Source organism: Cupriavidus sp. CP313 (assembly GCF_054072015.1).
In genome coordinates, this window is the sequence record NZ_JBSVZB010000038.1 from 48711 (window position 1) to 72050 (window position 23340).

Annotated in this window: 28 protein-coding genes and 8 pseudogenes; 16 read left to right on the plus strand and 20 right to left on the minus strand. The window is 59.3% G+C overall.

Features of this window, described 5'->3' with window-relative positions; all coding sequences use genetic code 11:
- Positions 1–158 precede the first annotated feature (158 nt).
- Both ACW4E8_RS34775 and ACW4E8_RS34780 read left to right on the plus strand, forming a co-directional pair.
- Positions 159–659: a hypothetical protein gene (locus ACW4E8_RS34775; RefSeq protein ID WP_456808652.1), complete on the plus strand. Its 501-nt coding sequence runs from the start codon at positions 159–161 to the stop codon at positions 657–659.
- 141 nt (positions 660–800) lie between these two features.
- Entirely contained in the window at positions 801–1037 is a 237-nt protein-coding gene (locus tag ACW4E8_RS34780; protein ID WP_456808653.1) for a hypothetical protein, read from the plus strand.
- Positions 1038–1286: 249 nt separating this feature from the next.
- Here ACW4E8_RS34780 and ACW4E8_RS34785 read toward each other — a convergent pair.
- The 4 genes and pseudogenes from ACW4E8_RS34785 to ACW4E8_RS34800 all read right to left on the minus strand — a co-directional run.
- Positions 1287–1517, minus strand: a pseudogene (locus ACW4E8_RS34785) (SDR family oxidoreductase); the annotation flags it as partial.
- 44 nt (positions 1518–1561) lie between these two features.
- Complete coding sequence (locus ACW4E8_RS34790) at positions 1562–1909, minus strand: DUF4148 domain-containing protein (protein ID WP_456808654.1); 348 nt, start codon at positions 1907–1909, stop codon at positions 1562–1564.
- Positions 1910–2201: 292 nt separating this feature from the next.
- Positions 2202–2393 (minus strand): hypothetical protein, encoded by a 192-nt coding sequence (locus ACW4E8_RS34795; RefSeq protein WP_456808655.1) that lies wholly within the window; start codon positions 2391–2393, stop codon positions 2202–2204.
- A 16-nt stretch (positions 2394–2409) separates the two neighbouring features.
- On the minus strand, positions 2410–2721 hold the full coding sequence (locus ACW4E8_RS34800; RefSeq protein WP_456808656.1) for a hypothetical protein: 312 nt from the start codon (positions 2719–2721) through the stop codon (positions 2410–2412).
- Between ACW4E8_RS34800 and ACW4E8_RS34805 the strand changes: the two are divergent.
- Positions 2720–3649, plus strand: a pseudogene (locus ACW4E8_RS34805) (cupin domain-containing protein). The gene ACW4E8_RS34800 and the pseudogene ACW4E8_RS34805 sit on opposite strands and share 2 nt — an antisense overlap.
- Before the next feature lie 298 nt (positions 3650–3947).
- Here ACW4E8_RS34805 and ACW4E8_RS34810 read toward each other — a convergent pair.
- Positions 3948–4340 (minus strand): hypothetical protein, encoded by a 393-nt coding sequence (locus ACW4E8_RS34810; RefSeq protein ID WP_456808657.1) that lies wholly within the window; start codon positions 4338–4340, stop codon positions 3948–3950.
- A gap of 307 nt (positions 4341–4647) precedes the next feature.
- Between ACW4E8_RS34810 and ACW4E8_RS34815 the strand changes: the two are divergent.
- From ACW4E8_RS34815 to ACW4E8_RS34825, 3 genes and pseudogenes are all read left to right on the plus strand, one after another.
- Positions 4648–4779: pseudogene (locus ACW4E8_RS34815) on the plus strand (IS110 family transposase); the annotation flags it as partial.
- 7 nt (positions 4780–4786) lie between these two features.
- Positions 4787–4927 (plus strand): hypothetical protein, encoded by a 141-nt coding sequence (locus ACW4E8_RS34820; RefSeq protein WP_456808681.1) that lies wholly within the window; start codon positions 4787–4789, stop codon positions 4925–4927.
- Between the two features lie 131 nt (positions 4928–5058).
- A pseudogene (locus tag ACW4E8_RS34825) lies at positions 5059–5163 on the plus strand (LysR family transcriptional regulator); the annotation flags it as partial.
- 361 nt (positions 5164–5524) lie between these two features.
- On the opposite strand, the gene ACW4E8_RS34830 reads toward ACW4E8_RS34825, so the two are convergent.
- The 3 genes from ACW4E8_RS34830 to ACW4E8_RS34840 form a co-directional block, all read right to left on the minus strand.
- Entirely contained in the window at positions 5525–5710 is a 186-nt protein-coding gene (locus ACW4E8_RS34830) for a sigma-70 factor domain-containing protein (protein ID WP_456808658.1), read from the minus strand.
- 130 nt (positions 5711–5840) lie between these two features.
- Positions 5841–6821, minus strand: a complete 981-nt coding sequence (locus tag ACW4E8_RS34835; protein ID WP_456808659.1) for a Bug family tripartite tricarboxylate transporter substrate binding protein — start codon at positions 6819–6821, stop codon at positions 5841–5843.
- Between the two features lie 61 nt (positions 6822–6882).
- Complete coding sequence (locus ACW4E8_RS34840; RefSeq protein ID WP_456808660.1) at positions 6883–8007, minus strand: mandelate racemase/muconate lactonizing enzyme family protein; 1125 nt, start codon at positions 8005–8007, stop codon at positions 6883–6885.
- Between the two features lie 113 nt (positions 8008–8120).
- Between ACW4E8_RS34840 and ACW4E8_RS34845 the strand changes: the two genes are divergently transcribed.
- On the plus strand, positions 8121–9062 hold the full coding sequence (locus ACW4E8_RS34845) for a LysR family transcriptional regulator (protein WP_456808661.1): 942 nt from the start codon (positions 8121–8123) through the stop codon (positions 9060–9062).
- A gap of 20 nt (positions 9063–9082) precedes the next feature.
- Here ACW4E8_RS34845 and ACW4E8_RS34850 read toward each other — a convergent pair whose 3' ends face one another.
- The 3 genes and pseudogenes from ACW4E8_RS34850 to ACW4E8_RS34860 form a co-directional block, all read right to left on the minus strand.
- Positions 9083–9610, minus strand: coding sequence for a hypothetical protein (locus ACW4E8_RS34850; protein WP_456808662.1), 528 nt, complete (start codon positions 9608–9610; stop codon positions 9083–9085).
- Between the two features lie 513 nt (positions 9611–10123).
- On the minus strand, positions 10124–11227 hold the full coding sequence (locus ACW4E8_RS34855) for an oxidoreductase (protein WP_456808663.1): 1104 nt from the start codon (positions 11225–11227) through the stop codon (positions 10124–10126).
- A 485-nt stretch (positions 11228–11712) separates the two neighbouring features.
- Positions 11713–11969 (minus strand): annotated as a pseudogene (locus tag ACW4E8_RS34860) (helix-turn-helix domain-containing protein); the annotation flags it as partial.
- A gap of 430 nt (positions 11970–12399) precedes the next feature.
- Between ACW4E8_RS34860 and ACW4E8_RS34865 the strand changes: the two are divergent.
- On the plus strand, positions 12400–12744 hold the full coding sequence (locus ACW4E8_RS34865; RefSeq protein WP_456808677.1) for a CzcE family metal-binding protein: 345 nt from the start codon (positions 12400–12402) through the stop codon (positions 12742–12744).
- 281 nt (positions 12745–13025) lie between these two features.
- A pseudogene (locus ACW4E8_RS34870) lies at positions 13026–13853 on the plus strand (IS3 family transposase); the annotation flags it as partial.
- Between the two features lie 44 nt (positions 13854–13897).
- Here ACW4E8_RS34870 and ACW4E8_RS34875 read toward each other — a convergent pair.
- The 3 genes and pseudogenes from ACW4E8_RS34875 to ACW4E8_RS34885 all read right to left on the minus strand — a co-directional run.
- A complete protein-coding gene (locus ACW4E8_RS34875; RefSeq protein WP_456808664.1) occupies positions 13898–14116 on the minus strand; it encodes a hypothetical protein in 219 nt (72 codons plus the stop codon).
- Positions 14117–14584: 468 nt separating this feature from the next.
- The gene (locus ACW4E8_RS34880) at positions 14585–14758 is read right to left on the minus strand and encodes a hypothetical protein (RefSeq protein WP_456808682.1); all 174 of its coding nucleotides are present in this window, start codon (positions 14756–14758) and stop codon (positions 14585–14587) included.
- A 140-nt stretch (positions 14759–14898) separates the two neighbouring features.
- Positions 14899–15249 (minus strand): annotated as a pseudogene (locus ACW4E8_RS34885) (hypothetical protein); the annotation flags it as partial.
- Here ACW4E8_RS34885 and ACW4E8_RS34890 point away from each other — a divergent pair.
- Together ACW4E8_RS34890 and ACW4E8_RS34895 are read left to right on the plus strand one after the other, a co-directional pair.
- Positions 15223–15841: pseudogene (locus ACW4E8_RS34890) on the plus strand (Tn3 family transposase); the annotation flags it as partial. The pseudogenes ACW4E8_RS34885 and ACW4E8_RS34890 overlap by 27 nt on opposite strands.
- 204 nt (positions 15842–16045) lie before the next feature.
- Positions 16046–16363: a hypothetical protein gene (locus ACW4E8_RS34895; protein ID WP_456808683.1), complete on the plus strand. Its 318-nt coding sequence runs from the start codon at positions 16046–16048 to the stop codon at positions 16361–16363.
- A 75-nt stretch (positions 16364–16438) separates the two neighbouring features.
- Here the strand turns inward: ACW4E8_RS34895 and ACW4E8_RS34900 are convergent, their stop codons facing one another.
- The 5 genes from ACW4E8_RS34900 to ACW4E8_RS34920 all read right to left on the minus strand — a co-directional run bounded on the left by ACW4E8_RS34900 (position 16439) and on the right by ACW4E8_RS34920 (position 18378).
- Complete coding sequence (locus ACW4E8_RS34900) at positions 16439–16597, minus strand: hypothetical protein (protein WP_456808665.1); 159 nt, start codon at positions 16595–16597, stop codon at positions 16439–16441.
- Between the two features lie 100 nt (positions 16598–16697).
- Positions 16698–16898 carry a DUF3331 domain-containing protein gene (locus ACW4E8_RS34905; RefSeq protein ID WP_456808666.1) on the minus strand — a complete coding sequence of 67 codons (201 nt, stop codon included), beginning with the start codon at positions 16896–16898 and terminating at the stop codon, positions 16698–16700.
- On the minus strand, positions 16841–17161 hold the full coding sequence (locus tag ACW4E8_RS34910; protein WP_456808667.1) for a DUF417 family protein: 321 nt from the start codon (positions 17159–17161) through the stop codon (positions 16841–16843). The genes ACW4E8_RS34905 and ACW4E8_RS34910 overlap by 58 nt, the downstream gene beginning before the upstream one ends.
- Before the next feature lie 681 nt (positions 17162–17842).
- The gene (locus tag ACW4E8_RS34915; protein ID WP_456808668.1) at positions 17843–18166 is read right to left on the minus strand and encodes a carboxymuconolactone decarboxylase family protein; all 324 of its coding nucleotides are present in this window, start codon (positions 18164–18166) and stop codon (positions 17843–17845) included.
- Positions 18163–18378, minus strand: a complete 216-nt coding sequence (locus ACW4E8_RS34920; protein ID WP_456808669.1) for a hypothetical protein — start codon at positions 18376–18378, stop codon at positions 18163–18165. The genes ACW4E8_RS34915 and ACW4E8_RS34920 overlap by 4 nt, the downstream gene beginning before the upstream one ends.
- 112 nt (positions 18379–18490) lie before the next feature.
- On the opposite strand from ACW4E8_RS34920, the gene ACW4E8_RS34925 reads away from it, so the two are divergent.
- From ACW4E8_RS34925 to ACW4E8_RS34945, 5 genes are all read left to right on the plus strand, one after another.
- Positions 18491–19513 carry a cupin domain-containing protein gene (locus tag ACW4E8_RS34925; protein ID WP_456808678.1) on the plus strand — a complete coding sequence of 341 codons (1023 nt, stop codon included), beginning with the start codon at positions 18491–18493 and terminating at the stop codon, positions 19511–19513.
- A gap of 780 nt (positions 19514–20293) precedes the next feature.
- A complete protein-coding gene (locus ACW4E8_RS34930; protein WP_456808679.1) occupies positions 20294–20650 on the plus strand; it encodes an FAD-binding protein in 357 nt (118 codons plus the stop codon).
- Between the two features lie 858 nt (positions 20651–21508).
- The gene (locus tag ACW4E8_RS34935; RefSeq protein ID WP_456808670.1) at positions 21509–21901 is read left to right on the plus strand and encodes a CzcE family metal-binding protein; all 393 of its coding nucleotides are present in this window, start codon (positions 21509–21511) and stop codon (positions 21899–21901) included.
- Between the two features lie 104 nt (positions 21902–22005).
- Complete coding sequence (locus ACW4E8_RS34940) at positions 22006–22278, plus strand: hypothetical protein (RefSeq protein WP_456808671.1); 273 nt, start codon at positions 22006–22008, stop codon at positions 22276–22278.
- A gap of 59 nt (positions 22279–22337) precedes the next feature.
- On the plus strand, positions 22338–22856 hold the full coding sequence (locus ACW4E8_RS34945) for a YkgB family protein (RefSeq protein WP_456808672.1): 519 nt from the start codon (positions 22338–22340) through the stop codon (positions 22854–22856).
- 185 nt (positions 22857–23041) lie between these two features.
- Here the strand turns inward: ACW4E8_RS34945 and ACW4E8_RS34950 are convergent.
- On the minus strand, positions 23042–23340 hold a 299-nt coding region (locus tag ACW4E8_RS34950; protein WP_456808673.1), incomplete at its 5' end, for a TniB family NTP-binding protein.

A 23340-nucleotide genomic window follows, 5' to 3' on the forward strand; every position in this document is an offset into this window, starting at 1 on the left:
GACGGTCATTCGAAAAACATACCAAGGTGTGAGCCGAGTTGCCCGACCGACAGACTATTATGGCCGGGCGGCATTCGTACCATCCATAGCATGCTGTCGCCGAGGCGGCGTAACGGTGCGTGCCCATGGCGAGGACATCCGCAACCGGAGACTTCCAAATGAAGAAAACTCTCGACGGCGCAATTGCCACCGATCTGTTCTCTCCACTCTGGCTCGGCCCCTACGCGCTGCCGAACCGCACGGTGATGGCACCGCTGACCTGCAGCCGAGCAGACGACGATGACATGCCAAGCGATATGGCGGCCGTCGACGGCACATGCACCTGCAATGCACCGAACATGATCGAACTCGTCATAACGCGATGTTCTACCGACAGCGCCGAGCTGGAAATTTCGTGCGCCGACGGCGGTCCCGATGACCAACTGCTGCGCTTCATTCGCGCCAAGGTCAGCGTCGAGAACCTGTTGCCGATGCACGCCATCGTCAGCAGTTCCCGCCATATCGACACCGGCATCGCTCACCTGGCCTGGCGAGTGCAGTGGCAACAGTTGGCGCACCACATTGCCCTAATTCGCGCCACCTTCGCGGTGGCTGGGCTCAACTATGTCTACAGCGCGCGACGTCCCGTGGACGTGCCCACCGATAGGAGGCGTCCATGAGTACCACCGTCGTCCGCTGTCCGTACCCAGCGCCGAATGCCTGCCTGAGCTCGCATCGCGGTGCCGCGCGGTATGGACCAGCCTGCTCAGTCCGTACTCACATGCCTACGATGACCTGGTGCGCGTGGCGGCGGAGAAGCCGTGGGCAGGCTGGCCGACAGCCACCTGAGGATTCTGCCGCTGGGTTCCGGCACATCGCGTGGCCTGACACTGGAGCTGGTCGCCTCTCTAAACGCTGGCTGCAGCGTGGCACCGACCCTGCTCGAAATGCCGCACGTCCAGGCGCATGTGCCCTTCGATGTGTACTGGACCACGATCCAAGGGTTTCTACCCGATTCCCTCCTATCCGGCCACATTGCCCCTATGGAGCTTTCATGAGACTCGTTCAGGTCATCGATAGATGTACGCAAGGCCGCCGTATGATAAGAGTGCATCACCGTGACGTCCGACGGACACCAGGCGCTCGCTGAACGTGACTCGGGCCATCGAGTCAAATTCGACATTTTTTTCGCGGTTTGCCAATCTTCTTTGGTACACATTTGAAAAGCTCAACGGCTGGACAGCTCATCGCTCGCGAAGTGGCCCCGTGACAGGGCGTTCGCGACTTGAGAGCTTGAAACTCGCTTGCTAGCGAAGGCCGCCGCTTGTGATCAAATGTTCGCCGGTGAGCCACCGCGCATCATCCGATGCGAGGAACACCGCCACCGCCGCAATGTCATCCGGCTGTCCGAGCCGGCCTAGCGGTGTCTGGCTAACGGCGGCAGCATCAAAGTCGGAACCGATGATTCCCGCACTATGTGTGCCTTCGGTCACGACCACCCCAGGATTGATGGAATTGACGCGAATCTTACGCGGCCCAGTGTAGTGCGTCGTGTCCGCAACTCGCCGACAACGAGAATCGACTAATCTGCACCCGAACCGGCGGGGTGCGCCGCAGCTGCCGCCGTTTGAGCCCGGGCTGCCCGCAGACGTTCGTAGGTGGCGAACCGCCGTTGATACTCCGCGCTGTACACATCGGGCCCCTCCCCTTCGGACCAAAGTTCTTCCAGCCCTGCACTCTGCCAGTCCTTAAGGTCAGCGCGTACTTCTTCGCGCGTCAATGCCTGAGTGCCTGCGCTCGCCTCGACCGGCTGTGCCGCATAACCGAGAATCGGGGCGATAAGCAAAGCGGCGAGGGAAAGTGACGTAACGTATCTCATTTTGGGTACTCTTCCTTTCTTGAAAGGCGTTGGATATCGCTTGGATTTCATCAACGTGCCGTTACTCGATAGTTGCAGACTTCATTTCGTTTGTAGCGGACATCCTCTGCTCCGAAACAGCTAGTAGCCCTGCAAACGACAACGCACCTCAATCCACAAGCGAGGCAACATGAAAACAATCGATCATTCCTTCGGACTGCAACGCTTAGCCGGCCGACAATCCCACAAGGACGCCCGCCTTTGTCGGACCGCGCCTGGACGCCCCCGTCCGCGATTGCGTTGCAATTGAAATCGTTGATGAAGCGGTGTGCAACATCGCGGTAACCGGCGAATAACAGACTTGCTACCGATGCATCCAGGGCGCCGTTAGCTCTTGTTGAAGTGACCGGGTATGCTGCTCAGCCCGCCCTTCCATGAACCATTTCTGGTAACCGAAGAAGAGGAAGATAATGACCATCGAAGCCCGTACCAGGTGGTAGTCGAGATCCTTGCGGAACAGGCTGGTGGTGGAGATTCGGTTGATGAGGGCGTTCATGTTGGTTTTCCATTCGTTAGTTGCCAGGCGTGGCAGAAATGCCGTCCCGATGGAAACCAGTGTAGGGGAGACCAGTGATTAAATGAATGCCAAAAATAATCGTCTGCATGCTCATTCGTCTCATATCGCGGGGTTTTGCGAAGTCGCTACCTTGGTACCTGCATTGCACGACCACAGCCACCAGCGGCTTATCACCTGGACACCCGGTTGCGCCGGTGGCGGTATCGAAAGCGGTAACGATGCAGAGGGCACGATGACCTTCTTCTGTAATGACGTAAATACTCGATGCCACGCTCATTCGTCTCATTCGAATCGGGTTCACGATCATGGACTGGCTTAGCCAACTGCTGGAGATCATGCCCGTGAGCGGGCGCCTCGAGATTCGCTGTGTCTACGGAGCGCCTTGGCGGGTGACATACGAACGGTCAGCGCCAGGGGAAATGCCGTACCACGTCATACTGAGCGGATCGGCCATTCTCGAGGACGGTGATGTGTGAGTACAGATGTACGCTGGCGATATCGTGCTGCTCTCGCACGGGTCGGCCCATGTATTGCATGACGGCAGCGGCGTTAAGCCATCGCCGGCCCACAAGCGCGACACCTCCAACTTCATCGTTAGCGAGAACCGCGGAAGGGGTGACCGGCTGGACATGCTATGCGGCAGGTTCGTGGTCGCGCCTCAGCACGACAGGCTCGTGCGCAACTATCTGCCATCGGCGCTGGTGGTGCGTGCGGGAACTGGAGAGGAGGACGGCGAGTTGTCGGAAACCGCTGGGAAGGTAGTGAATTTGGTCAATCTCATGCGAAGCGAATCGATTGTCGACAGTCTGGGTGGGCTTGCCATGCTGAACGGCCTGTCAGCCGCATTGTTCGCGCTGGCGCTTCGGCTTGCCAGTGAGTCGGAAACGGCGCCTGTAGGGCTACTCGCTCTTGCGGGGCATCCACGGCTCGCGCCGGCGCTAACCGCAATGCTCGATGATCCTGCACATCCGTGGACGCTCCCAGACCTGGCGCAACTCTGCAATATGTCCCGCGCCACACTGGCACGCCATTTCACCGACAAGGTGGGAAAGTCCGCGAGCGAACTGCTGGCGGACATTCGTATGACGCTCGCGGCGAGTGAATTACGCAACCCGATCGTATCGACCGAGGCCGTAGCGGAGCGGGTCGGCTATCAATCCGTTGCCGCCTTCCGACGCGCCTTTAAGGAACACATGGGTGTGACGCCGGCGGCGTGGCGCCACGCTGGACACTAGTGGCTGATGCAAACAGTCGCAACTCGAACATGCTGAATCGGATGCACGGTGTGCACATATCGATTTTCGACATGCTGATGCGCTTCGGAAGCCTGCCAGTTGGCAGGCCCTGCACGGCTTAGCGACGTTGGGTCACAAAAGGAGCGCCGGGGCCTTGTTATTCCATCGCGCATACATTCGTTAATGCCGGGGAATAGAAACGTCCGGCCTGAACACGCCGGACGTTGTCTATATACCTTGGAGCTACGTACGAAGGCATCATGCAGCAGCAGAGGAGCACTTCGTATCGAGCCCGTCCTTACGCCCTCGCGCCGTCGGTGTACACGTCGCGGGGGCCAATGCGAGCGCCGTCGTAGTACGGATTGCGCGGACCGTTGGCATCGTAACGTGCACCGTCAAGATACGGGTCGGCCGAGCGAGCCGGAGGTGCCGACACACCCACATGGTCCAGGCCCGCGACGATGCGGGCGCCGTCGGTGTACACGTCGCGGGGGCCGATGCGAGCGCCGTCCACGAACGGATTGCGCGGACCGTTGGCATCGTAACGTGCACCGTCAAGATACGGATCGGCCGAGCGCGATACCTTGGCGTCTTCGGTGTAGCCATCGCGGTTGCTGATGCGCGCCTCGGCTGCGCCTGCAACGAAGATGGAAGCGAGCGCGATCGCGGAAACAATGGTCTTTACGTTCATGATGAATTCCTTAACTCTGGTTAGGGGGCCAGGCGTAGCGTCAATGCCGTCCTGATGCAAACCAGTGTAGGGCGACGGAATGAGTCAGTGAATGATGAAGCGGCTCGAATTAGTGCCATTTCGTCTCACACATCCATGGACTACCGCGACTGTGTCCACATACGCCGAAGTCGGGGGTAGGAGCCGTACAACAAACGTGGACAAATCAATCTTCGACCACGATGCACGGTTTCCGAGGTGGCTTCGTCGTGAAGCCTCTAGCCGTATGCCAGCGGTGCGCCGAATGGCCGGTTGAATCCGCAGCCCACGGCCGAATATGCGGTTCGTGCCCATCAAGAACGTCGATCAGCAAGCGGTTCTTGCGCTACACCGCGCCCGTCACGGGTTCGTGCGCGCCCGCACTGCGCAGGCGAATCAGATCCGCGGGCTGCTCGGCGATGCGGCTCATGGCTCCCCAGTTCGTCAAGCCCTATGTGAAGACGAATAAGATCGACATGGCCGATGCGGAAGCGATTTGCGAAGCCGTGGAATTTGGTCATTCGACAAAGAAGTCGGAAAGGGGTGAAAGCTGCGAATTCGGCACATAGTTCCACGCCTCGGGCAATAGTTGGTCAGGCCCCAACACACTTCTCGCGAAGGATGCCTCGCTCCGACATTCGAGTGCCGGGCAATTGGCGTCCGGCAGCCAGTGGGGGGAATTCTCGGTATAACTTGCCATGGCATCACGGTGCTGTCTGACATGGTGTTCCGGCCGTGGTCGCTGGAGGGGAAGGAAATCGAGGCCGGACCGGCCGCCGATGTCATTCCGGACATGGAGGTGGGGCGACCCGCAACCATTGTCCCGTCCTTGGCCGCGTTAGGTGCAATGGCGTTTGGGCGTCCGAACCCGCGGCACCGCGCGGGACACGCCCTTGTGATAGCGGGTTCCCCGTGTCTTGGCATGACCCGGGGAGCCCGCTTCTCCCCCTTCTGCAGAGGCCGCGTTGCTACCCCGACCGCTTGGCATGGCTCCAAACTAATTTAGCTCATCTCGATTGAGGTCAGGTGCATAACAGGAAGGAAGCACAACGCCAATTTGCCGTAGGTGCTGACGACATAGTCTTTGACAACCGCCTGCTTATTCGCAGGCAAGCCATCCACAACCAGATAGACAGGCGACTCCTGCGATTTATTCGCTCCCGTGATCAGGTCTTTCGGCCATGGCCAGGAGTTCGGACACAACGGGCCGGGCAGGCAGCCATCACCGCCATCATTTCCGCCAGGGCGGCTTCCTGGCGCATCGCGATGGCCACCTCTTCTTCGCGCGCCAGCAGCTTGATGGCGCCGATTTCCCGCAGGTAAAGATGCGCGGGGCCCGTGGTGCGAGCCAAGCGGCCGTCGCTTTGTGTCCGAGCTGCGGCGGCTTCCTGAATTACGTCCTCGTCCGCGGTGGGATGGATTGCGGATGCGTGATGTCACGTAGCCATGTCGAATGCAGGACTGCCCGCCTGCGCCCGGCGCTTACGCCTCCGCCGTGATCTTCCGTTCCTTGATCAGCTTGGCCCACTTGGCCTGCTCGGCCCGCATGAACTCGGCGAACCGCTCCGGCGAGCCGCCGCCATCCTCCGCGCCGAACTCCTCCAGCTTTGCGGCCACATCCGGCATGGCGAGGACCTTGTTCACATCGGCATTGATGCGCGCGACCATCGCCGCGGGCAGGCCGGCCGGCCCGACAACGCCAAACCAGATGCTGGCGTCGAACCCGGGAAAGCCGGATTCCGCCACGGTGGGCACATCAGGATAGCTCTTGACGCGCTTGTTTCCGGTCTGCGCAATCGCCATCAGCTTGCCATCCTTGATAAAGGTGGTCGCGGTCGTCATGCCTTCGAAGGCGAATTGCACATGCCCGCCAAGCAGGTCGGTAGCCAGCGGCGCCGAGCCCTTGTAGGGCACATGCAACACAGAGATGCCGGATCGCTGCTCGAACAGCGCCAGGGCCAAGTGCTGCGCGGAGCCCGAGCCGGCGGAGCCGAACGTGATCTGCTTGGGCGACTTCCTGGCGAGTTCGATCAGCGCCTGCATGGTCTTGACGGGCTGCGCGCGGCTGGCGATCAGCACCTGCGGCGTCTTGCCGACCAGCGCAATCGCCGTGAAATCCTTCTCGGCTGAGAAGTTGAGCCTGGCATGCAGACCGGGCGCGATGCCGAGCGCGTTGATATGGCCCAGCATCAGCGTATTGCCGTCCGGCGCCGCCTTGGCCACTTCGGCCGCAGCGATCAGTCCGGCGGCGCCCGCCTTGTTGTCCACCACGACCGGCACGCCCCACAGCGCACCGAGCTTGTTGGCGACGATGCGGGCAATAACGTCCGTGCCGCCGCCGGGAGGAAACCCGACGACCACGCGGATCGGGCCTTTTGGCAGCGTCGGATCGGCCGCCAGCGCCGGCAAGGCGCTGGCGGTTGCGAGAGTGGCAAGGGCACGGGTGAAAGCGCGGCGGTCCATGATCGTTGTCTCCAAGGTCTATTTATTGTTTGATGCGGTGCTGCCGACGGCCGGGACGACTTCAGGCGGTGGTTGTCCACTTGCCGTACTTCGCCACCTGCTGCTCGTCAAAGCCGAAGCCCAGCCCCGGCGTCTGGTGCAGGACGACGCGGCCGTCCTTGTGGCCAAGCTGCCGGTCGATCAGGCGACGGAAATTCAGCACTTGGTCGTCCCAGAAGAATTCCACATAGCGCGCGTTCGGCGTGGCCGCCACCAGCGGCGCGTGCACATCATGGAACCAGTGCGGGCACACCTGCACGCCGTAGCCGGCGGCGATGGCCGCGATGCGCTTCCACTCGGTGATGCCGCCGCACACCGCCGCATCCGTCTGCAGGATGGCGGCGCCTCCCATGTCGAGCAACTGCTTGTGGCACCAGCGGCCGTAGCCGATCTCCGCGGTGGCCACGGGGATGGAGGTCAGCTTTGCCAGACGGGCGTGACTTTCGATATCGTCCGGGCCAAACGGCTCTTCGATAAAGTACGGCCGGTACTGTTCGATGCGGCTGAGATACTGCATCGCCTGCACCGTGTCGACCCAACCGTTATTGCAGTCCAGCATCAGCTCCACGTCCGGCCCGATGGCTTCGCGCGCGGCCTTCACGCGGGACTCCTCGCCCTTGGGATCCCAGCGCCCGGTCTTCATCTTGACCGCCTTGAAGCCGAGCTCGACATAGCTGGCCATTTCCTCGCCGACCATCTCGGCGGCCTTGCCATCGACGTAATAGCCGCCGCTTGCGTACGCGGCCACCGTGTCCAGCTCGACGGCGCCAAGGTATTTGTGCAAGGGCAGTCCGACGGCCCGGGCGTTCATGTCCCACAGCGCGATGTCCAGCGCGCTGATGGCGCGCATGACAGTGCCCATGCGGCCCTGCAGCAATGCCTCCTGGTACATCTGTTGCCACAGGCCTTCCACGCCGAGCGATTCCTTGCCGATCAGCACGGGCGCGAGCAATTGCTCCACCGCGACGCGGAACAGCTCGCCGCCGGCGCTGCCGACATAGCAGAAGCCGATGCCTTCGACGCCCTCGGCGGACCGCACCCGCACCAGCCCGTAGTGCCGCTCGGTGACGGTGCGGTTAGAGAAGGAGGTGACGTGCTCCAGCGGCACGCGGGCGACACAGACTTCAATGGACTGGATGATCGGCATGAGGGTCTCTCTCGGTGTTTTTGGGTGACTGGGTAAGTGCCCCTAGTGTTGCTCACCGAAACCAACCGAAAAAGCGCTGCCAGGATGTTTCTGAACACGTAACATACGTGGTTATGGATACCACCTTCCTGCATACCTTCGTGGTCGTCGTGGACGCCGGCTCCATCGCGGAAGCCGCGCGGCGCCTGGACGTGGCGCCCACCACCGTCGCTCAACAGATCAAGGCGCTGGAAGCCGACATCGGCAGCAAACTGTTGGCGCGCTCGGGCCGGACCGTCCGCCCGACCCTTGCCGGCAGCCGCATCCTGGAACGTGCCCGGCTGGTGGTGCGGGAGGTCGGCAACCTGCGCTCCGAGGCATCGGACACGGCACTGCCGGCCGGCCCGTTGCGCCTGGGCTCCGCGCCGACCGCGCTGATGGGCCTGCTGCCGAGCGCGCTGCGGGAATGGAAGCGGCGCTACCAGGGCATTGAGATCTTTATCGAGCCGGGTACGTCAGCGACGCTGACTTCCAAAGTTATCGCCGGCGAACTGGATGCCGCAGTGCTGGTGCAGCCCTCCTTCGCCATGCCCAAGACCTGCGAGTGGGTGCCGCTGCGCAACGAGCCGTTGATCCTGCTGACGTCCGCAGGCATGAAGGTCACGGACCCGTTGCAGACCATCGCCCGCGAGCCGTTTATCCGCTATGACCGCAGCGTGGTGGCGGGGAAACTCGCCGACGACTACCTGCGCCGCCGCTATGTCCGGCCGCAGGTGCAGTTCGAGCTGGACGGGATCGAGCACATTGCCAAGCTGGTGGCGGAGGGCCTTGGGGTTTCCGTACTGCCGGACTGGGCGGCAGGCGGCCAGCAAGATGCCCGGGTGCGGCGCTGGGCGCTGCCCGCGCCGTGCCCGCAGCGGACGGTGGGCATGGTGTGGCTGCACTCGTCGGTGCGCTCGCCGCTGGCGGCGGTGCTGGCGGGGCTGCTGGATCTCAACCGCCCGGCGCCGGAAACGGGCCCGAGCACGGCGACGGTTGCGGAGCGTTGGCGGGACGTTGGCGCGGGGAGCGCCTGAACGCTGCCCGCCGCCACGCTTCAGGGTTGCGCGGGCCTTTGCCGTTTGGCCGAGGCCTGGGATTTCCACAAATCCCACTGGCGGTCTTCAATGTACTCACCGATCTTGATCGTCTCGCGTCGCACTCGCATATGAGAAAGGCAAGAGACCGACGTCAGCGCAGAAACGAAGGCCGCAGCAGACCTGTATGATCCCGCTGCTCCGTGACGAGCACACAGGTAGGCCAGCTCTGGGGTAGTTCGTGAGGGAAGAAGCCGTTCGATTGGGCACAGCGATTCCCTGTAGTCTTCTTCATCGCCGTTCTCGTCAAGCGGCTCAGGCAGGCACATGCAAGCCACCACCCGTGGAACGCGAACATGAATTGTGCCCAGCGCAGTATCGAACGTGCGCGGACGCCAATCTTTGATGCGGCGATACGTTCCGCAATACGGGCACTTTCTCTTGGCGCGGTCGTAAGCGAAAACCTGCTGCTGTGCCACAGCCTGTTGTAGTGCGAGAGCCAGCCGTCGCAATTCCCGCAGCGAAAGACCGAAGTCCGCTGGCTCCACGTGACACGTTGGTCGCTCTACTGTCCCCAGTTGAACAGTTTCGACGCTCCCATCATCGGTATGGGATCGTAGGCAGTCCAGCGTAGTGACATGGCAGCCCCCAATACCCCATAGGACACATCATCACCTTAGTCGCGATGTCGCGCCCTCCCCCCATTTTCTTTCCACTCCCAGAATTAACGTTCCTCAACACGTGGGGCGGCGCGCGGTATATACATAGGTAAGACCGATCACTGCAAAGGCCGAGCGGATTAAGGCGATATGCTCGGCCAATTGTTGCCACTGCACTCTCCAAGCCAGTTGCGCCATACCAGTGTCAAAGTGCCTCGAACTATGGATGATTGCATGGGCAGGTAGAAGGTTCTCCACGCTCACCTTTGCACGTATGAATCGCCGTAGTTGGAGTTCAGAAGCAGAGTCGTCGCACGTAATATGCAGTTCGGCGCTATCGACAGAGCACCGTTTAACGATGAGTTCTATCATGGTGGGCCTTGCATATGTCTCAACAGGGGATCAGTAAAATGCACCTTCAACCGCATGGTGTCCCTTGTTTGTGTCGGCACGGAACGTTGTGCTTTCTGAAAGCTCGGTAAGTGAGCCTGTGCAAAAGCGATCAATCGGAGCCGAGTTGCGTACGAGATTTCGGCCGTAGGAAATGAGATCCACCTGGCACGGCTTCATCGCGAGGTCCCCATTCGTACCGGCGTGGAGATGGCTCGATATATAGACGCCATCAAATGCCATCCTCAGCTGACGTGTACGTGTATCAATTTCTGCTTCCATCCTTCTTCGATGGCTACGATTCGAAACATGCAAGTATGCGATGCGAAGCTGGCCAAGTTGACGGGCAACATAGGTGAACAACTGCTCTAACTCGCTGTCGTCAGCTGCACTAGACGACAGCGGTCCGATACGAACCCCAACACGATCTCGGCCCCAAACATCAATGACGGCTAGTGTCACCTCGATTAGCAAGCGGACGCGGTTCTTGACCGGTCCACCGTATGTGTCGGCACGACGGTTAGTCGAATTTCGTAAAAACTGATCCAGTAGGCAGCCATTGGCGGAACAAATCTCGACACCTTTGAACCCAGCCTTCATAGCTTGACAGGAACTATAGCTAAACTGGTCAATGATCAATGGGATCTCGTTGTTCTCGAGAGCGCGAGGAATTTCCAGGGGAACAGACTTTCCAAGGACAAAGACTGGCCCTGTGCAACGAATAGCGGAAGGTGCAACTGGCAAGGCTTGGCCCGGCTGAAGCAGCCTGTGGGATAGGCCTCCAGCGTGCCAGAGTTGAGCAAAGACTCGACCGCCTTGTGCGCGCACTGCGTTCGTGACGCGTTGCCATTGGCATACTTGTTCGTCGGAGTAAAGCCCCGGCGTGGCTATGCAGCCTTTTCCCTGAGGTGAAATGTGGAGAGGTTCAGTAATAATGAGACCCGCACTTGCGCATCGGGCATAGTGCGCGACGGTATGGTCGCTCGGAACATCATGCTCATCGTCCTGGCACTTGGTTAGTGGTACTGTAACCACTCTATTCGGTAGCTCGTAAGGACCTAGCCTGAGGGGGGAAAGCGGATCAAACGGCGTCGTGCTGCCGGGGAATTCCCTCATTTTCTCGTCTCCGGTTTTAAATATGTTCCCCTCTTTTCGGGAACCCCAGGTCAATGCCTCTGTTCGACTCGTGATCGCATGCCGTAATAACGTCTAAATATAGGTCTTCATTCGTGAATTCGGTTAACACCTTGGTATGTCTATTTTTGTGTCGAGCTTTGTGTCGTCTTTCTGAGAATGGGCAACTCGTATGCCAATTTCCGTGGCTGATGTGCCGGCGCCGGTCAATGGTCCAAGGACCGACTCGCCCATGCGCATCGAATTTGTTGACGCTGGCCATGCTCCTGCGTCGGTGCGACTTAGTCCGGAAGCCGTGAAGGAGAGCGTGCAAAAGATGGAGGCCGATCTCGTCAGGCGCCCTGACTTGCGGCGAGGATGTCAGCGTAAATTCTGTTCGTTGGCCGGTGCCGGTTTGGCGATGCTGGCCCGATGCATCTGCTGTGACGCGAGGCGGCGATCTCGAGCGCCGAGATGTGGTCGGGTGAGAGTTCCCCGTTCAAAACCGCGACCCTGACCTGCAGCCACAGTTCGGTGCCAAAGCCGTGGGCCAGCGCACCTTGTAGCAGTGCGCTACGCAGCGTGTCGAGCTGCCCGTCTTGCAGTTGCGCCCGGGCGACCTGTGGCCATCGAACGTAATGCCTCGATGCCGCCTTCATCGAGTCGCGCCTTCCATGGTACGCGGTTTGCCGAGCCACACCCCTACCGCCTTGGCGGCCTGCGCTGGCGTCTTGCCTGCCAGCATCAATCACCCGGCACGCACTCGTTTGCGTGTTGCCTCGTCCATCTTGCCCATGAAAGCCTTCTCCAACCATTCCTTTGAGCAAGGAACGCACGAAGGCGAAGCGGCTCCGTCAAGCGGGTCGCCGCCGCTGTAGGGGAAGGCGCCGCGGCGGTCCAGTCGCTTCACCAGTTTTTCGCGTGGTAATGCGAAGGACACCTTTGTATGGTGGTCGCAAGGCTTCCGCCCGCATAGCATTCTAACTGCCTCGCAACAGCGAGACCCGGTGCTTCTTCCCGAGCCCGCCGGCAACGTGGGCTCTTTTTTTGCCTCATTAATTTCTGGAGGAGGTGACCCGGCGGCGGTACAGCTCACCAACAACCTCTCTTTGGAGTCAAGGATGACCAGACATCATCGAGGTATCCAAAATCCTCTTGGCAACGCTGTACGCCATATGGCCGCTGCCGCGCTGGTTGCAGTAAGCGCTACTCTTTCGCTGCACAAACGGCTGAACCCAGATGTGAGCCCGCAAACTTCTTCCGTCGCCAAGCTTTTCGGCGAGCGAGCTTCATCCGTTGACGGTGTGCGCGAGGTCCGAGTTAGTTCGCAAACCAAAGCGATTCCGGTACACGCGGGAGAAACGGTCCGTTTTGACTTCGGATCTACGTCGGCGGGTTGGACCTTCGCGGCCCGCCCAGGGAACACGGCTGTAGAACTAGTCAGTCTGTTCCCCGATATCACTGCAGCCAGAGGTGTCTGGATCCACCAGAACGGGTCCAACACGTTTGCTGGCCATTGAAGACTAGCGGCAAGGTCGACTGTAAAGGATTCGCCCTTCCCTTCATTGGAAGCGTACAGCCAGCATAGCTTTCGCAATTCCGAAACGATACCACTCGATGTCCATCATGAAACTGCTCACCAAAGCAATTGTTGCAAACACCATTGCCTTAACGCTCGGCGCGGCAACCACCGTTGCGCACGCAATGCAAGGCGACTACCCGTATGAGAAGTGAGGTTCCCCCGAAATTTCGCCTTCCAGTAGGTGGTGTGTAAACTCGACCCAAAGGAAGGAAAGAAGAGATCCCAAAACAAGCGTACACGGCAGAGTTCAAGGCAGGGGCCGTGCAGCGGGTGAAAGACGGGCGAAGGGTGGGCGCCGTTGCCCGCGAATGGGCATGTCGGAGCAGACGCTGCGCAATTGGATCAAGGCCGAAGAGGCCGCTATGCTGAGGCGCAGGGGCGAAGGTGATGACGCCGGAACAGATGGAGCTGTCGCGCCTCAGAGCTGAGAACAAGCGCCTGCAAATGGAACTTGAAATCGCAAAAAAAGCGGCGGCGTTCTTCGCGAAAAACCTCCTGTGAAGTTCGAATCGCAGCGTCGGCACTATCCGCTGTCGGTATCCGGGCCCGCCACAAGCGCCGTTATCGAGTCACCACGGACTCGAAGCACAGGTTGCCGGTCGCGCAAAACCTGCTGGAGCGCAACTTTGCGCCGCTGGCGCCGAACCAGGTCTTCACATCGGACATCACGTACATTTGGACGGATGGGGGATGGCTGTATCTGGCAATTGTGCTGGATCTGTTCAATCGGGAGGTCGTGGGCTGGTCGATCAAGTCGCGCATGAGCGCGGACATCGTGACCGACGCGCTGACGACGACCTGGTTCCGTCGCAAGCCGGCGCCGGGCGCCATGCATCATTCGGATCGCGGCAGTATGCCAGTCAGGACTTCCAACTCAGGCTGACGGAATACGGCATGCGCTGCTCCATGAGCCGCAAGGGCAATTGCTGGGACGCGCCCACGGAGAGCTTCTTCAACAGCCTGAAGAATGAGCGGGTACACGCCACGCGCTACCGGACGCACCGGGAAGCAACGGCCGACTTGCTCGACTACATCGAAGTGTTCTACAAGAATGTTTCATACTGCCCAACCTCGCTATGTCGTTGATAAATCTAGAGAACCTTGCCGTGTCGTTGGTATTGTGGGACGGCCGCGCCGCGCCTGGGCACGCGCACGAGCTCGGCAACGCGATCGGCATCGAGGGAATGACGATTGAAGATCCAAGGTCCATTGGGCAGCGGGTGCTCCGCGGCGACTTCGCCGCGTTCGACCGCAAGCCTGAGGGTCTTGGGACTGATACCAATGAAGGCCGCAGCCCCGGTCAGATTCATCCATCCTTCGGCGGTCCGCTGCTCGCTTGAATAGACGGTAATCTGATGGAAACTGCGCAGCGCGGTGACGCGTTCCTATGTCCAGTAATTGCCGCGTCCGGTTCGCAAGCATTGCGATTGAGTATGCTGGCGATCAGCAAGTCGGGACAGATCCGGGCGAGTGAGCGTACGGCATCAATTGCTTCGCGGGAAGTGTGAGAGGTGCTCTGCCCGCGGCGCCGTCGGGGTACCCGAACCTCGGTATGAGTGCCGCCTTTCCAGTGGGTCATAAGCACGATCTCACTCTTTGCATTGTCCACACTTCGTGGATCAGCGCACGTACAATGCGCTTCCTCAGGCGGGCATCGGCCCCTGGCCATATGGACTCCAGCGCCGTAGCGCGGTCGGCAAACTCCTCTGGCTTGGCCGGGGGGATCTGGCCGGATGCGCCTGACTGTTGCTCGATACGCGATTGCAGTTCCTTGACGCTCAACAGGGCATCATTCCAGCGTCGCTCCAATTCGTCGGCGACCAGTCGATTCTCGGGGTCGGCAGCGTCATACTGCTTTTGCGCGCGCTGCGGGCATAGCGGGCCGCCTGCAGATCCCGCTGCAGCGCAGCCAGCACCTCGTCTTGTTTCCGGGTCTCTTCTTCGCGAGCCACGATAGCTGCCTCGATTGCTGCAGGTTGAACGACACCTGAAGGACCGCCTGTGCAATGGCCGCGTCGGCGCGCGCGCCACCGAACGCAATACAGCGGGGCTGTCCTTTGTCCAGCCAAGCGCGATGACAGGAATAGCGCAAGTCGTCGTGCTGGTTACCCGTGTAGTGTAGCGTCAGCTTGCTCGCGCAGCGCCGGCACCGCAGCAGCCCTGCCAGTAAAGCCTCCCCTTTCTTCGGCGCACCAGCATGTCCGGCCATCCGCACATTGGCACTGATCGTGCGCTGGACTCGTTCGAACTCGTCCCAGTCAACGTACCCGTCATGGGCATCGGGAATCAGCGCCAGCCACTGATCTCTCGGCTTGCGGCGATCACGCTTACGTGGTTCTCCGTCTTCATAGCAAACCACGACCAGCACGGTGTCGACGACTCGGCAGACTTCAACCAGTTGCTGCCACTCGCGACCCTCGCGGACAAGCGCCTGTACATCCATGGCGACGCCAAGCAGTATCCGACGCTCTCCGGCCTAATCGGCGGTAGGGTAAACGTGAAACACATCCGCTCCCATCGGGACGAAATCCTGCGGCTGGCGGCCACGATCAGGCAGGGCACCGTCACCGCCTCGCTGATGCTGCGCAAGCCAGGCAGCTACCCGCGCCAGAACGGTCTGGCCGTCGCGCTGCGCGAGCTGGGTCGCATCGAGCGCACGCTGTTCGCGCTCGACTGGATGCAGAACGTCGAACTGCGCCGCCGCGTACAGATTGGCCTAAACAAGGGCGAGGCCAAGAACTCGCTGGCCCGCGCCGTGTTCCTGAACCGGCTCGCCGAAATCCGCGATCGCAGCTTCGAGAACCAGCGCTACCGCGCCAGCGGCCTCAACCTGGTGGTGGCCGCCATCGTGTTGTGGAACACGGTGTACCTGGAGCGCGGCACTGGGGCGCTGCGCCAGAACGAGCAGACGGTGGACCGACAAGTTGCTACCATACCTATCACCGCTCGGCTGGGAGCACATCAACCTGACCGGCGATTACATCTGGCGGCAGCATAGGCTGGTCGAGCGCGGCAAGTTTCGGCCGCCACGCCCATTCAAGGTTTACGTACGATTTTGTCCGTTTCGTGAGCCACCCCCACAATGGGCGACCAATGGGCGCTCGCCAGTTGAAAGCCTCTCTACGCGCCTCTATGACCGTGCAATCGGCCAGGCGAGTGAACTCGGTCTGGCGGCTTTACTTGCCGCTACGCGTTTAGTGGCACCGGAGCGCGGAAATTGTCACATTTTGGACGGAGCGATGCATATCTCGATAAACGACCGACGCCGAGCCGGCATTTACCCCGCGACAGAAAAAGCACAGGTCGATGCGGGCCACATCCAACTCGCAATTGGGGAGCACGCGCTGCAGGTGCCCGACGGCAAAGTCGGCCGCCATAATGCTCTCGGGCGCCTATCCGATGGCCATGTTTGCGAGCGCGCCTACATGCAAGAAAATATCGCCCCGCTGATCCGATTGCAAGACGGTATCATGAAGGGCTGGCCCGATTCGACTGCCTCGATCAACCGTACACTCCCCTCGTGCAAAGCGGGCTCAGTAGCAATGAACATCTTTTGAGGTCCATTGCACCGCGCAAGGGGCCGGCAGCAACGAGATATGAGGGGGCGGCAACCAAAACCCGCCCAGAGCGCATCACCGTTCGCCGAAAAACGCTGCGGTGGCAAACCAGATCTGATGGCAGGAGTCCGATGTCAAACCGACCGTCAAGTACAGTTCGATTCTCGGGTGCCTTGGGGAGGTTTTGGACGCGCGCGCCGCAACGAACACGCGTAATGCAAACAGCTGGTCCATGGTATTCTCCTCCCGCCGGTCGCCGAATAGTTTTCTTCTTCGCCTGCGACCGGAATCAGCGGACTACTGGGCGAAGGCTGCAACAGAGACCGCTCGCTCATCAGGTGCAATCGCCTATTCGTCCAGGCACAAGTCGCGGGCAATCGATGTAGATGGCGAGGATCATTCCGAAGGCAATTGGCGGTCTTGCCTTCGATACGCTAGGCCGAAATATCGCATCACCACGCCTTATCGCCGTACCGCTCAGCGCGCAGATTCCCGTCCGGTTCGCGATCGCTTTTTCGCCATAACTGATATCCATAGCTGCAGCCAGTGGCGTCGCGCCCCGATGATCAAGAGCGCCGCCGTGATGAAACCGATCGTCCCGATGACCCTCGCCTCGCCTATTACGCCGAATACTGTCAACCAGCTCATGAACGGGCTGTGCGATATGAGCGGGGCGATCGCGTCGGCCGCGTATGACGTGAATTTCTGGATCTCAAACCAGATAAAAATTGCCACCATCGCCCATCGGACCAGATGCCAATTGCCCGACTCGTTTCGTTCGGTTATCTGAAATTTCATGATCGCTCCTTCTCCATCGTTCGCCACCACGGAGCAGCGTTGCTTCCGGGAGCGATCTCAAATCAGGCGACGCGCAAAGCCAGCAAAAACACGCAACCCGGCCGCGTCACTTCATCGCCAAACACAAGCACGTTACCCTGAATGTTAGTGACGTGCTGCAAGTGCAACAACATACATTGGTATCGTGCGAGTGTACTTACTTGCTCACACCAGCACGCTCCGCTTAGATTGGATTCGCCAGAGTGCTCCGAGCGGTTCGAGTTCCTTCCTTCCGACACGGTTACACCTGCGACTCACGCGAGCATCAGGTCGCCCCAGCACAACGCTACCCCCGTAACAATAGACGCTAAAACTTGTGTGGATCGTTCAACCCGCACGACAAGCACTGTAGATACTCGTCCGTCGAAAAGGAATCCTCGATCGGATCAAAAGAATGCAGGCGAGAAACCGCCTTCATCGACAACGGCGACAAAGATTTTCATCGCATCTAGTCTGTCCGTATGTCGTTCAAATAGTTGCTCACTGCCAACGGACTGGCCTACCCTCTCGTGGGATGGAAAGCTCATTTTCAGAACCGGCAATTAGCTACGGCGATCATTTCGCAGTAGCATTGCAGTCGACTTCGGCTGTCCACAATGGCGCGAGGAAGATGATCGCCCAGCATCTCCCCCGCGCGCGGCGTCAGTTCGCTGGGGGGAAATCAAGCTCCGTGTTGTTAGCCCGATTGAAGGTATTTGTGAACACAGTTAGTGCGACAGCGAGGGCGATGTCTGCCACCTGCGTCTCGGTGAAGCCAGCGCTGCGGACGGCGGCAAACTCTTCGTCGCTGATAGTTCCGCTCGATTCATTGATGACTCGCACGAACCGAATCAGAGCATCACGCTTCGCGTCACCAGTCTGCTGGTCCGTACGAATCTGGCGAATGGTGTCAGCAGACAGGCCTACCATCTTACCAAGCATGACATGCGCAGCAATGCAGTAGCCGCAGCCAGTGAATTCACTCACGACCAATTGATCGTCTCCAACTCCTGCTTGCTAAGGCTTCCGGCCGTAAGGGCTTCCTCGGCGTTCAGATATGCACTGAGAGTCACCGGTGCGACGTGGCCGAGCGCGGAAAACAAGTTCGGGATGCCGCCAGTCATCCTCTTGACCCGTGCGTAGACTTCTGCAGTGGCACCGATTGCGGAATCGACTGCTGGTACGGAGATACGGCTCATCATTAACTCCATTGAAAATCGATTGGAGGACTCTATCGTAGGTGTACAGGTTAAGCCTGGCGAGGCGCGATTGGCTCAATGGAATGCTCAAACGTATCACTTTCACATAATCATGCCCCCCTTAAGAGATTGGCTGAGCAGGCTCCTCGAGATCATGACGGTCACGGGCCAGCTGGATGTCCGCTGCGCGTATGGATCGCCGTGGCGTGTCGTCTACGAGGAATCTGAATTGGGAGAGATTCCCTATCATGTGGTGCTGAATGGGTCAGCGGTTCTCGAAGGGCCTACCGGCTCCTCGCCTATTCCGCTTCACGCCGGTGATATAGCGTTGCTGCCGCATGGTTCCGCCCACGTACTCCACGACGGGGGCGGCAAGCAACCAGGTCCTGCGCGCGTACGGAACGACAGTAACGTAACTGTTAGCGAGAACGACGGCGCTGGAGGCCGGCTGGACATGTTGTGCGGGCGCTTCTTCATCTCGCCGCCACACGACCGCCTCACTCGAAATTTCCTGCCATCGGCGCTCGTCGTCAGTGCCACGGCGTCTAAATCGGACTCCAGCATGCGGTCGGACTTGGCAAGCCTTGTAGATCTAATGCGCACTGAATCCTTCGGAAACGGTCTTGGAGGGCACGCCATGCTAAATGCGTTGTCCACTACCCTGTTCGCGTTGACAATACGCTTGGCAAGCGAGTCCGACCGTCCGCCGACGGGCCTTCTGGGACTCGCTGGCCATCCGCGATTGGCGTCAGCGATTTCGGCTATCTTTAACGAGCCTGAACGTCCTTGGACAGCGCCCGAACTTGCGCAGCGCTGCAACATGTCACGCGCGACCTTCATGCGGCAGTTCCAGCAAAGCTTTGGTCGCACTGCCCATGACTTGTTAGTCGCGGTTCGCATGAGTCTTGCGGCAAATGCATTAAAGAACCCCATGGCCAAGACGGAGACCGTCGCAGAAGCCGCCGGGTATCAATCCGTCGCCGCTTTCCGCCGCACGTTCACTGAGCAGCTTGGAATGACACCAGCACAATGGCGCCGCAGAGTCGAGGCTTCTTCTCAACCGGAGGATCACTCGGAGACGGCTATTTCATCATTCGGCGACTCAGCTGCGAGTACAGCAGACCAGGCTGGCTAGTTACTTTGCGAGCATGTCGTCCGAAATTTTATCGGAATATATCTGCAATTCGGGCGAGCAATACCGACACCTTGGTATGTGGCAACCGCGATACATATAAGCGCTGTTTGGGGATCGAATCGGGTAACTTGACGCAGCTGAAGTAAATCCAAGCTGGCCTCTTCGCAATGCTTTGCAACCGCGGGGCTCAGAGTGTCTACCTGCATGGAGAGACGTTATGGACGATTCGGACCCAAATGGTGGCCTGCGCGCACGGGATGATAGATGGAACCCGGTTCTTAAACCGTCGCAGCTCAACCGTATCCTAAGGTACGGGTCCGTTTGTAAGTTCCCGGCGGGGCATGTCCTTTGTCGGCAGGAGGACAGGAGCATATCGACGTACGTGGTTCTGAAGGGCTCGTTGGCAGCGGAGCGTTGCAATGCCATAGCTCAAGCAGCTTGGGAACGCGCGGCCCTGGAATGTTTGCTGGTGATATCGGGTCTCTCGTTGGACGTGCTGCAGTCGCGACCGTTCGCGTGGAGACTGATGCTGAATTGCTAGTGATCGGGCCAGAGGGAATGCGAACACTAGTGGTGATGGAGACCGGACTCAGCAAAATCTTCATGCGGGCTTTCATTCTTCGGCGCGTCTCGTTCATTGAGGACTAGGCAGCCGGCGGTGTTGTCGTGATCGCTACAAAAGAGACAGCCGAAGCATTGCGGCTTAGGGAATTTCTGTCCCGCAGTAGCTACCCGGCTTTATACCTGGACGTCGACCGGCATGCAGTGGCGCGTGCGCTAATGGAGCGATTTCAAGTAGGCCCGGACGATTTGCCCGCAGTAATTACATCGAAGGCAGATGTATTGTGCCGTCCGTCAAGCCGCGCGCTTGCGGACGCCATTGGACTTAGTCCCGAACCGTTGCATGGTAGGCGGTTCGATTTGGCTGTTGTCGGCGCGGGGCCAGCGGGCCTTGCTGCCGCCGTCTATGGAGCGTCCGAAGGACTTCGCACAGTCGTACTCGATGCAACGGCCCCTCGTGGACAAAAGCTGGAACGAGCTCAAAGATCGAAAATTGCTTTGGATTTCCGACTGGGATATCGGGACGAGCACTCGCTGGTGGCAGAGGGCTGGCGCAGTCCGGAAAGTTTGGCGTAGAGGTCCCGCCGTACCCGTCGCAGTGACGGCTCTATCGAATGCAGGCACGGAGTATCCCTTGATATGGACAGTGGTGAAAGTGTTAGGGCGCGAGCCGTAGTAATCGCAACTGGCGCTCGATATCGTAAGCCAAGCTTGGAGAACGCCAGCCTTTGCCAATGGAGACCAGCCTGCCAGGTGTCTTTGCTGTTGGTGATGTTAGGGGTGGATCAGTCAAGCGCGTAGCCGCCGCAGTTGGAGAGGGCGCCGCCGTCGTGCAAGCTGTCCACACTATTGGTATTGCGGCAACTACCAGACCAGTGAACAACGCACACCAACCTATACTGGCTTGGTGTTCAGTACCAGGTAACGCCACAACTTTCCATGACAAGCGCAGCGTACTACACCGACGTGCAGAACAGTGCTGCTGATCCGTTTAGCTTGTGTGGCAGTCGTCATATGCTTTTGCGAAGCGCACGGATCTGTACCCTGTGGTTGCTTACGCCTGGAACCGTCATGGATCTAGTCTCGGCCTAGGCGGCTTCGGTCCGTCGCTGACACGGGTGCCGAATACCCTCACAACAACTTCAGAACAGACTGTGTCCGGAGAGAGTCAATTCGCTGCTCTGATTGGTATTCGTCATAGGTTCTGAAGCCTCATGCAAGGGGAGAGGCCCTGACGCCTTAGTGTCCCTTTGGCCGACGCGTCGTGAGGCCTTTGGGACGGGCTCCTTGTCGCAAGGCCGCGAGCCCGCCCTCATGTCGTACTTGGCGCATCGAGCGATACTCTAGAGCATCATTTTGATAAACCTGGGTCTCAACAAGCTCATGCGCAAGACCTAAAGTTCAGGTCACGAACAACTCTTCATGGAGTGAAGGATGACCACCAAGTATCGAGACGCCGTTAGTCGCAACGCAGCCCTGCTGGCAGCGGCCATCTTGCTAGTCCTCAGCGCTGCAACAGCGTTGTCGGTTCACGCAGCCGAGCCCAATGTGGAAAGGCAATCGACCTCCATTGCGAGGCTCTTCGGAGAGCGAGCCACATCCGTCGAAGGCGCGCGAACTGTCCTGGTGACGCCCGAGGCCAAGTCGGTCCAGGTGCATGCAGGCGAAACTGTTCGATTTGACTTTGGAGCAACCTCTGCCGGCTGGAGCTTCGCGGCCCGGCCAGGCAATACAGTCGTTGAACTCGTTAATTTGTTTCCTGATATTCACGCAGCCAAAGGCGTCTGGGTTCATCAAAACGGCTCCATGGCCTTCCAAGGCCATTGATACACCGCAGGGGCAGGTGATTGCCAACCCTTTGCTTTCGCGTTGCAGCACACGTTAGCCATCAGGCGACGTGCAATTTTAGAAAACATCACTCAAGGTTCATCATGAAACTGCTAAAAAAGGCAATCATTGCAAACGCCATTATCCTGTCACTCGGCGCGACGGCCACCGTTGCAAATGCCGTACAGGGTGAGTATCCACACGGGAAGAACGCGCGAGTCGGAAGCGCCTCAGCAACGTCAGCAGCACGCTCGGTTACTGACAAGCGTGATCCGTTCTCTGACGGAGCCCGCGCCGTCATCGACGCTCGAGACATCTACTCCGGTGGTGCCGGGTCGGTGCTCGAGCGACGCGATCCGTTCACCGACGGTGCGTGAGCGATAGCAGTAATGAGAAGCCGCTTAGCGGCGCAATTTATCATCTTGGGCGACTCTAAATGGACTCAATTCTTACCAAACTATCGACCCTTCTCAAGCAGGACACCGATTACCATATTGTTCGGGCCTCCATGGTCATCATGTTCTTCTTCTTTGGCTATCAGAAGTGGTTTCAGTATGAAGCCGATGTTCTGGTTCCGTACATCAGCAACGGACCTCTGATTTCATGGATGTACCCCGTTTTCGGCGTGCGGGGAGCTAGCTGGTTCCTAGGGCTGGCTGAATGGACGTTCTGCGCGCTGATCTTTTCCGGATTCTGGAACAAGAAGCTGGGGATTCTTGGCGCCCTTGGTTCCGTGGGCACATTCGTAGCGACTGTCACGATCATTCCCTTTATCCCTGGCGGTTGGGAGCCGTCTGCCGGCGGGTTCCCTGCGATGGTCGGGCCGGTTGCATTCCTGATGAAGGATGTGGTTCTGCTCGCCGCCTCCGTATATCTTCTGAAGGAAGACGTTCACCGCGAGCTGGCCCGCAGCAAGCTTCAGAAGGCTTACCCGGCTATGACCCGACAGGTCTAATCACCAATGAGTAATAGGCAGGGCATGTTGCCATGCCCTGCTTTGGTCCATTTAGTAAAGCAAGCGATTGCGACTCAAGCGTAAGCGTCCGACGCCGACCATGTAGACGCGATCGCTGCAGTTGACCGACCATTCGCGTGATGGGCATGTGACTGGATCGTGCCCGCGATAGGCGATCATGGACACTATACCTCCCCGGTCAGTGCGCCACTCGCTGCAAGAATCGCGTGAACCATCTCTCGCCGCGCCAGGTTTGACGGCCGTCGAAGGGGCAGAAGCCGTTCAAAGGCGGCAAGGAGGCATCGGAAGGCCTCCGATTCTTGCCACCTGGGAATTTCGAAGCGTGTGAACCGGCTCACCATCTGCGGGTCCGTCTGCAACGCCATTACTGCATCTTGGGTGCCAACGAGGACGATGGAGATTCTCAAGTCATTCGCCAGGAACTTCAGTAGATTCAAGGACGCCCGCTGTTCCCTGTAGTTTC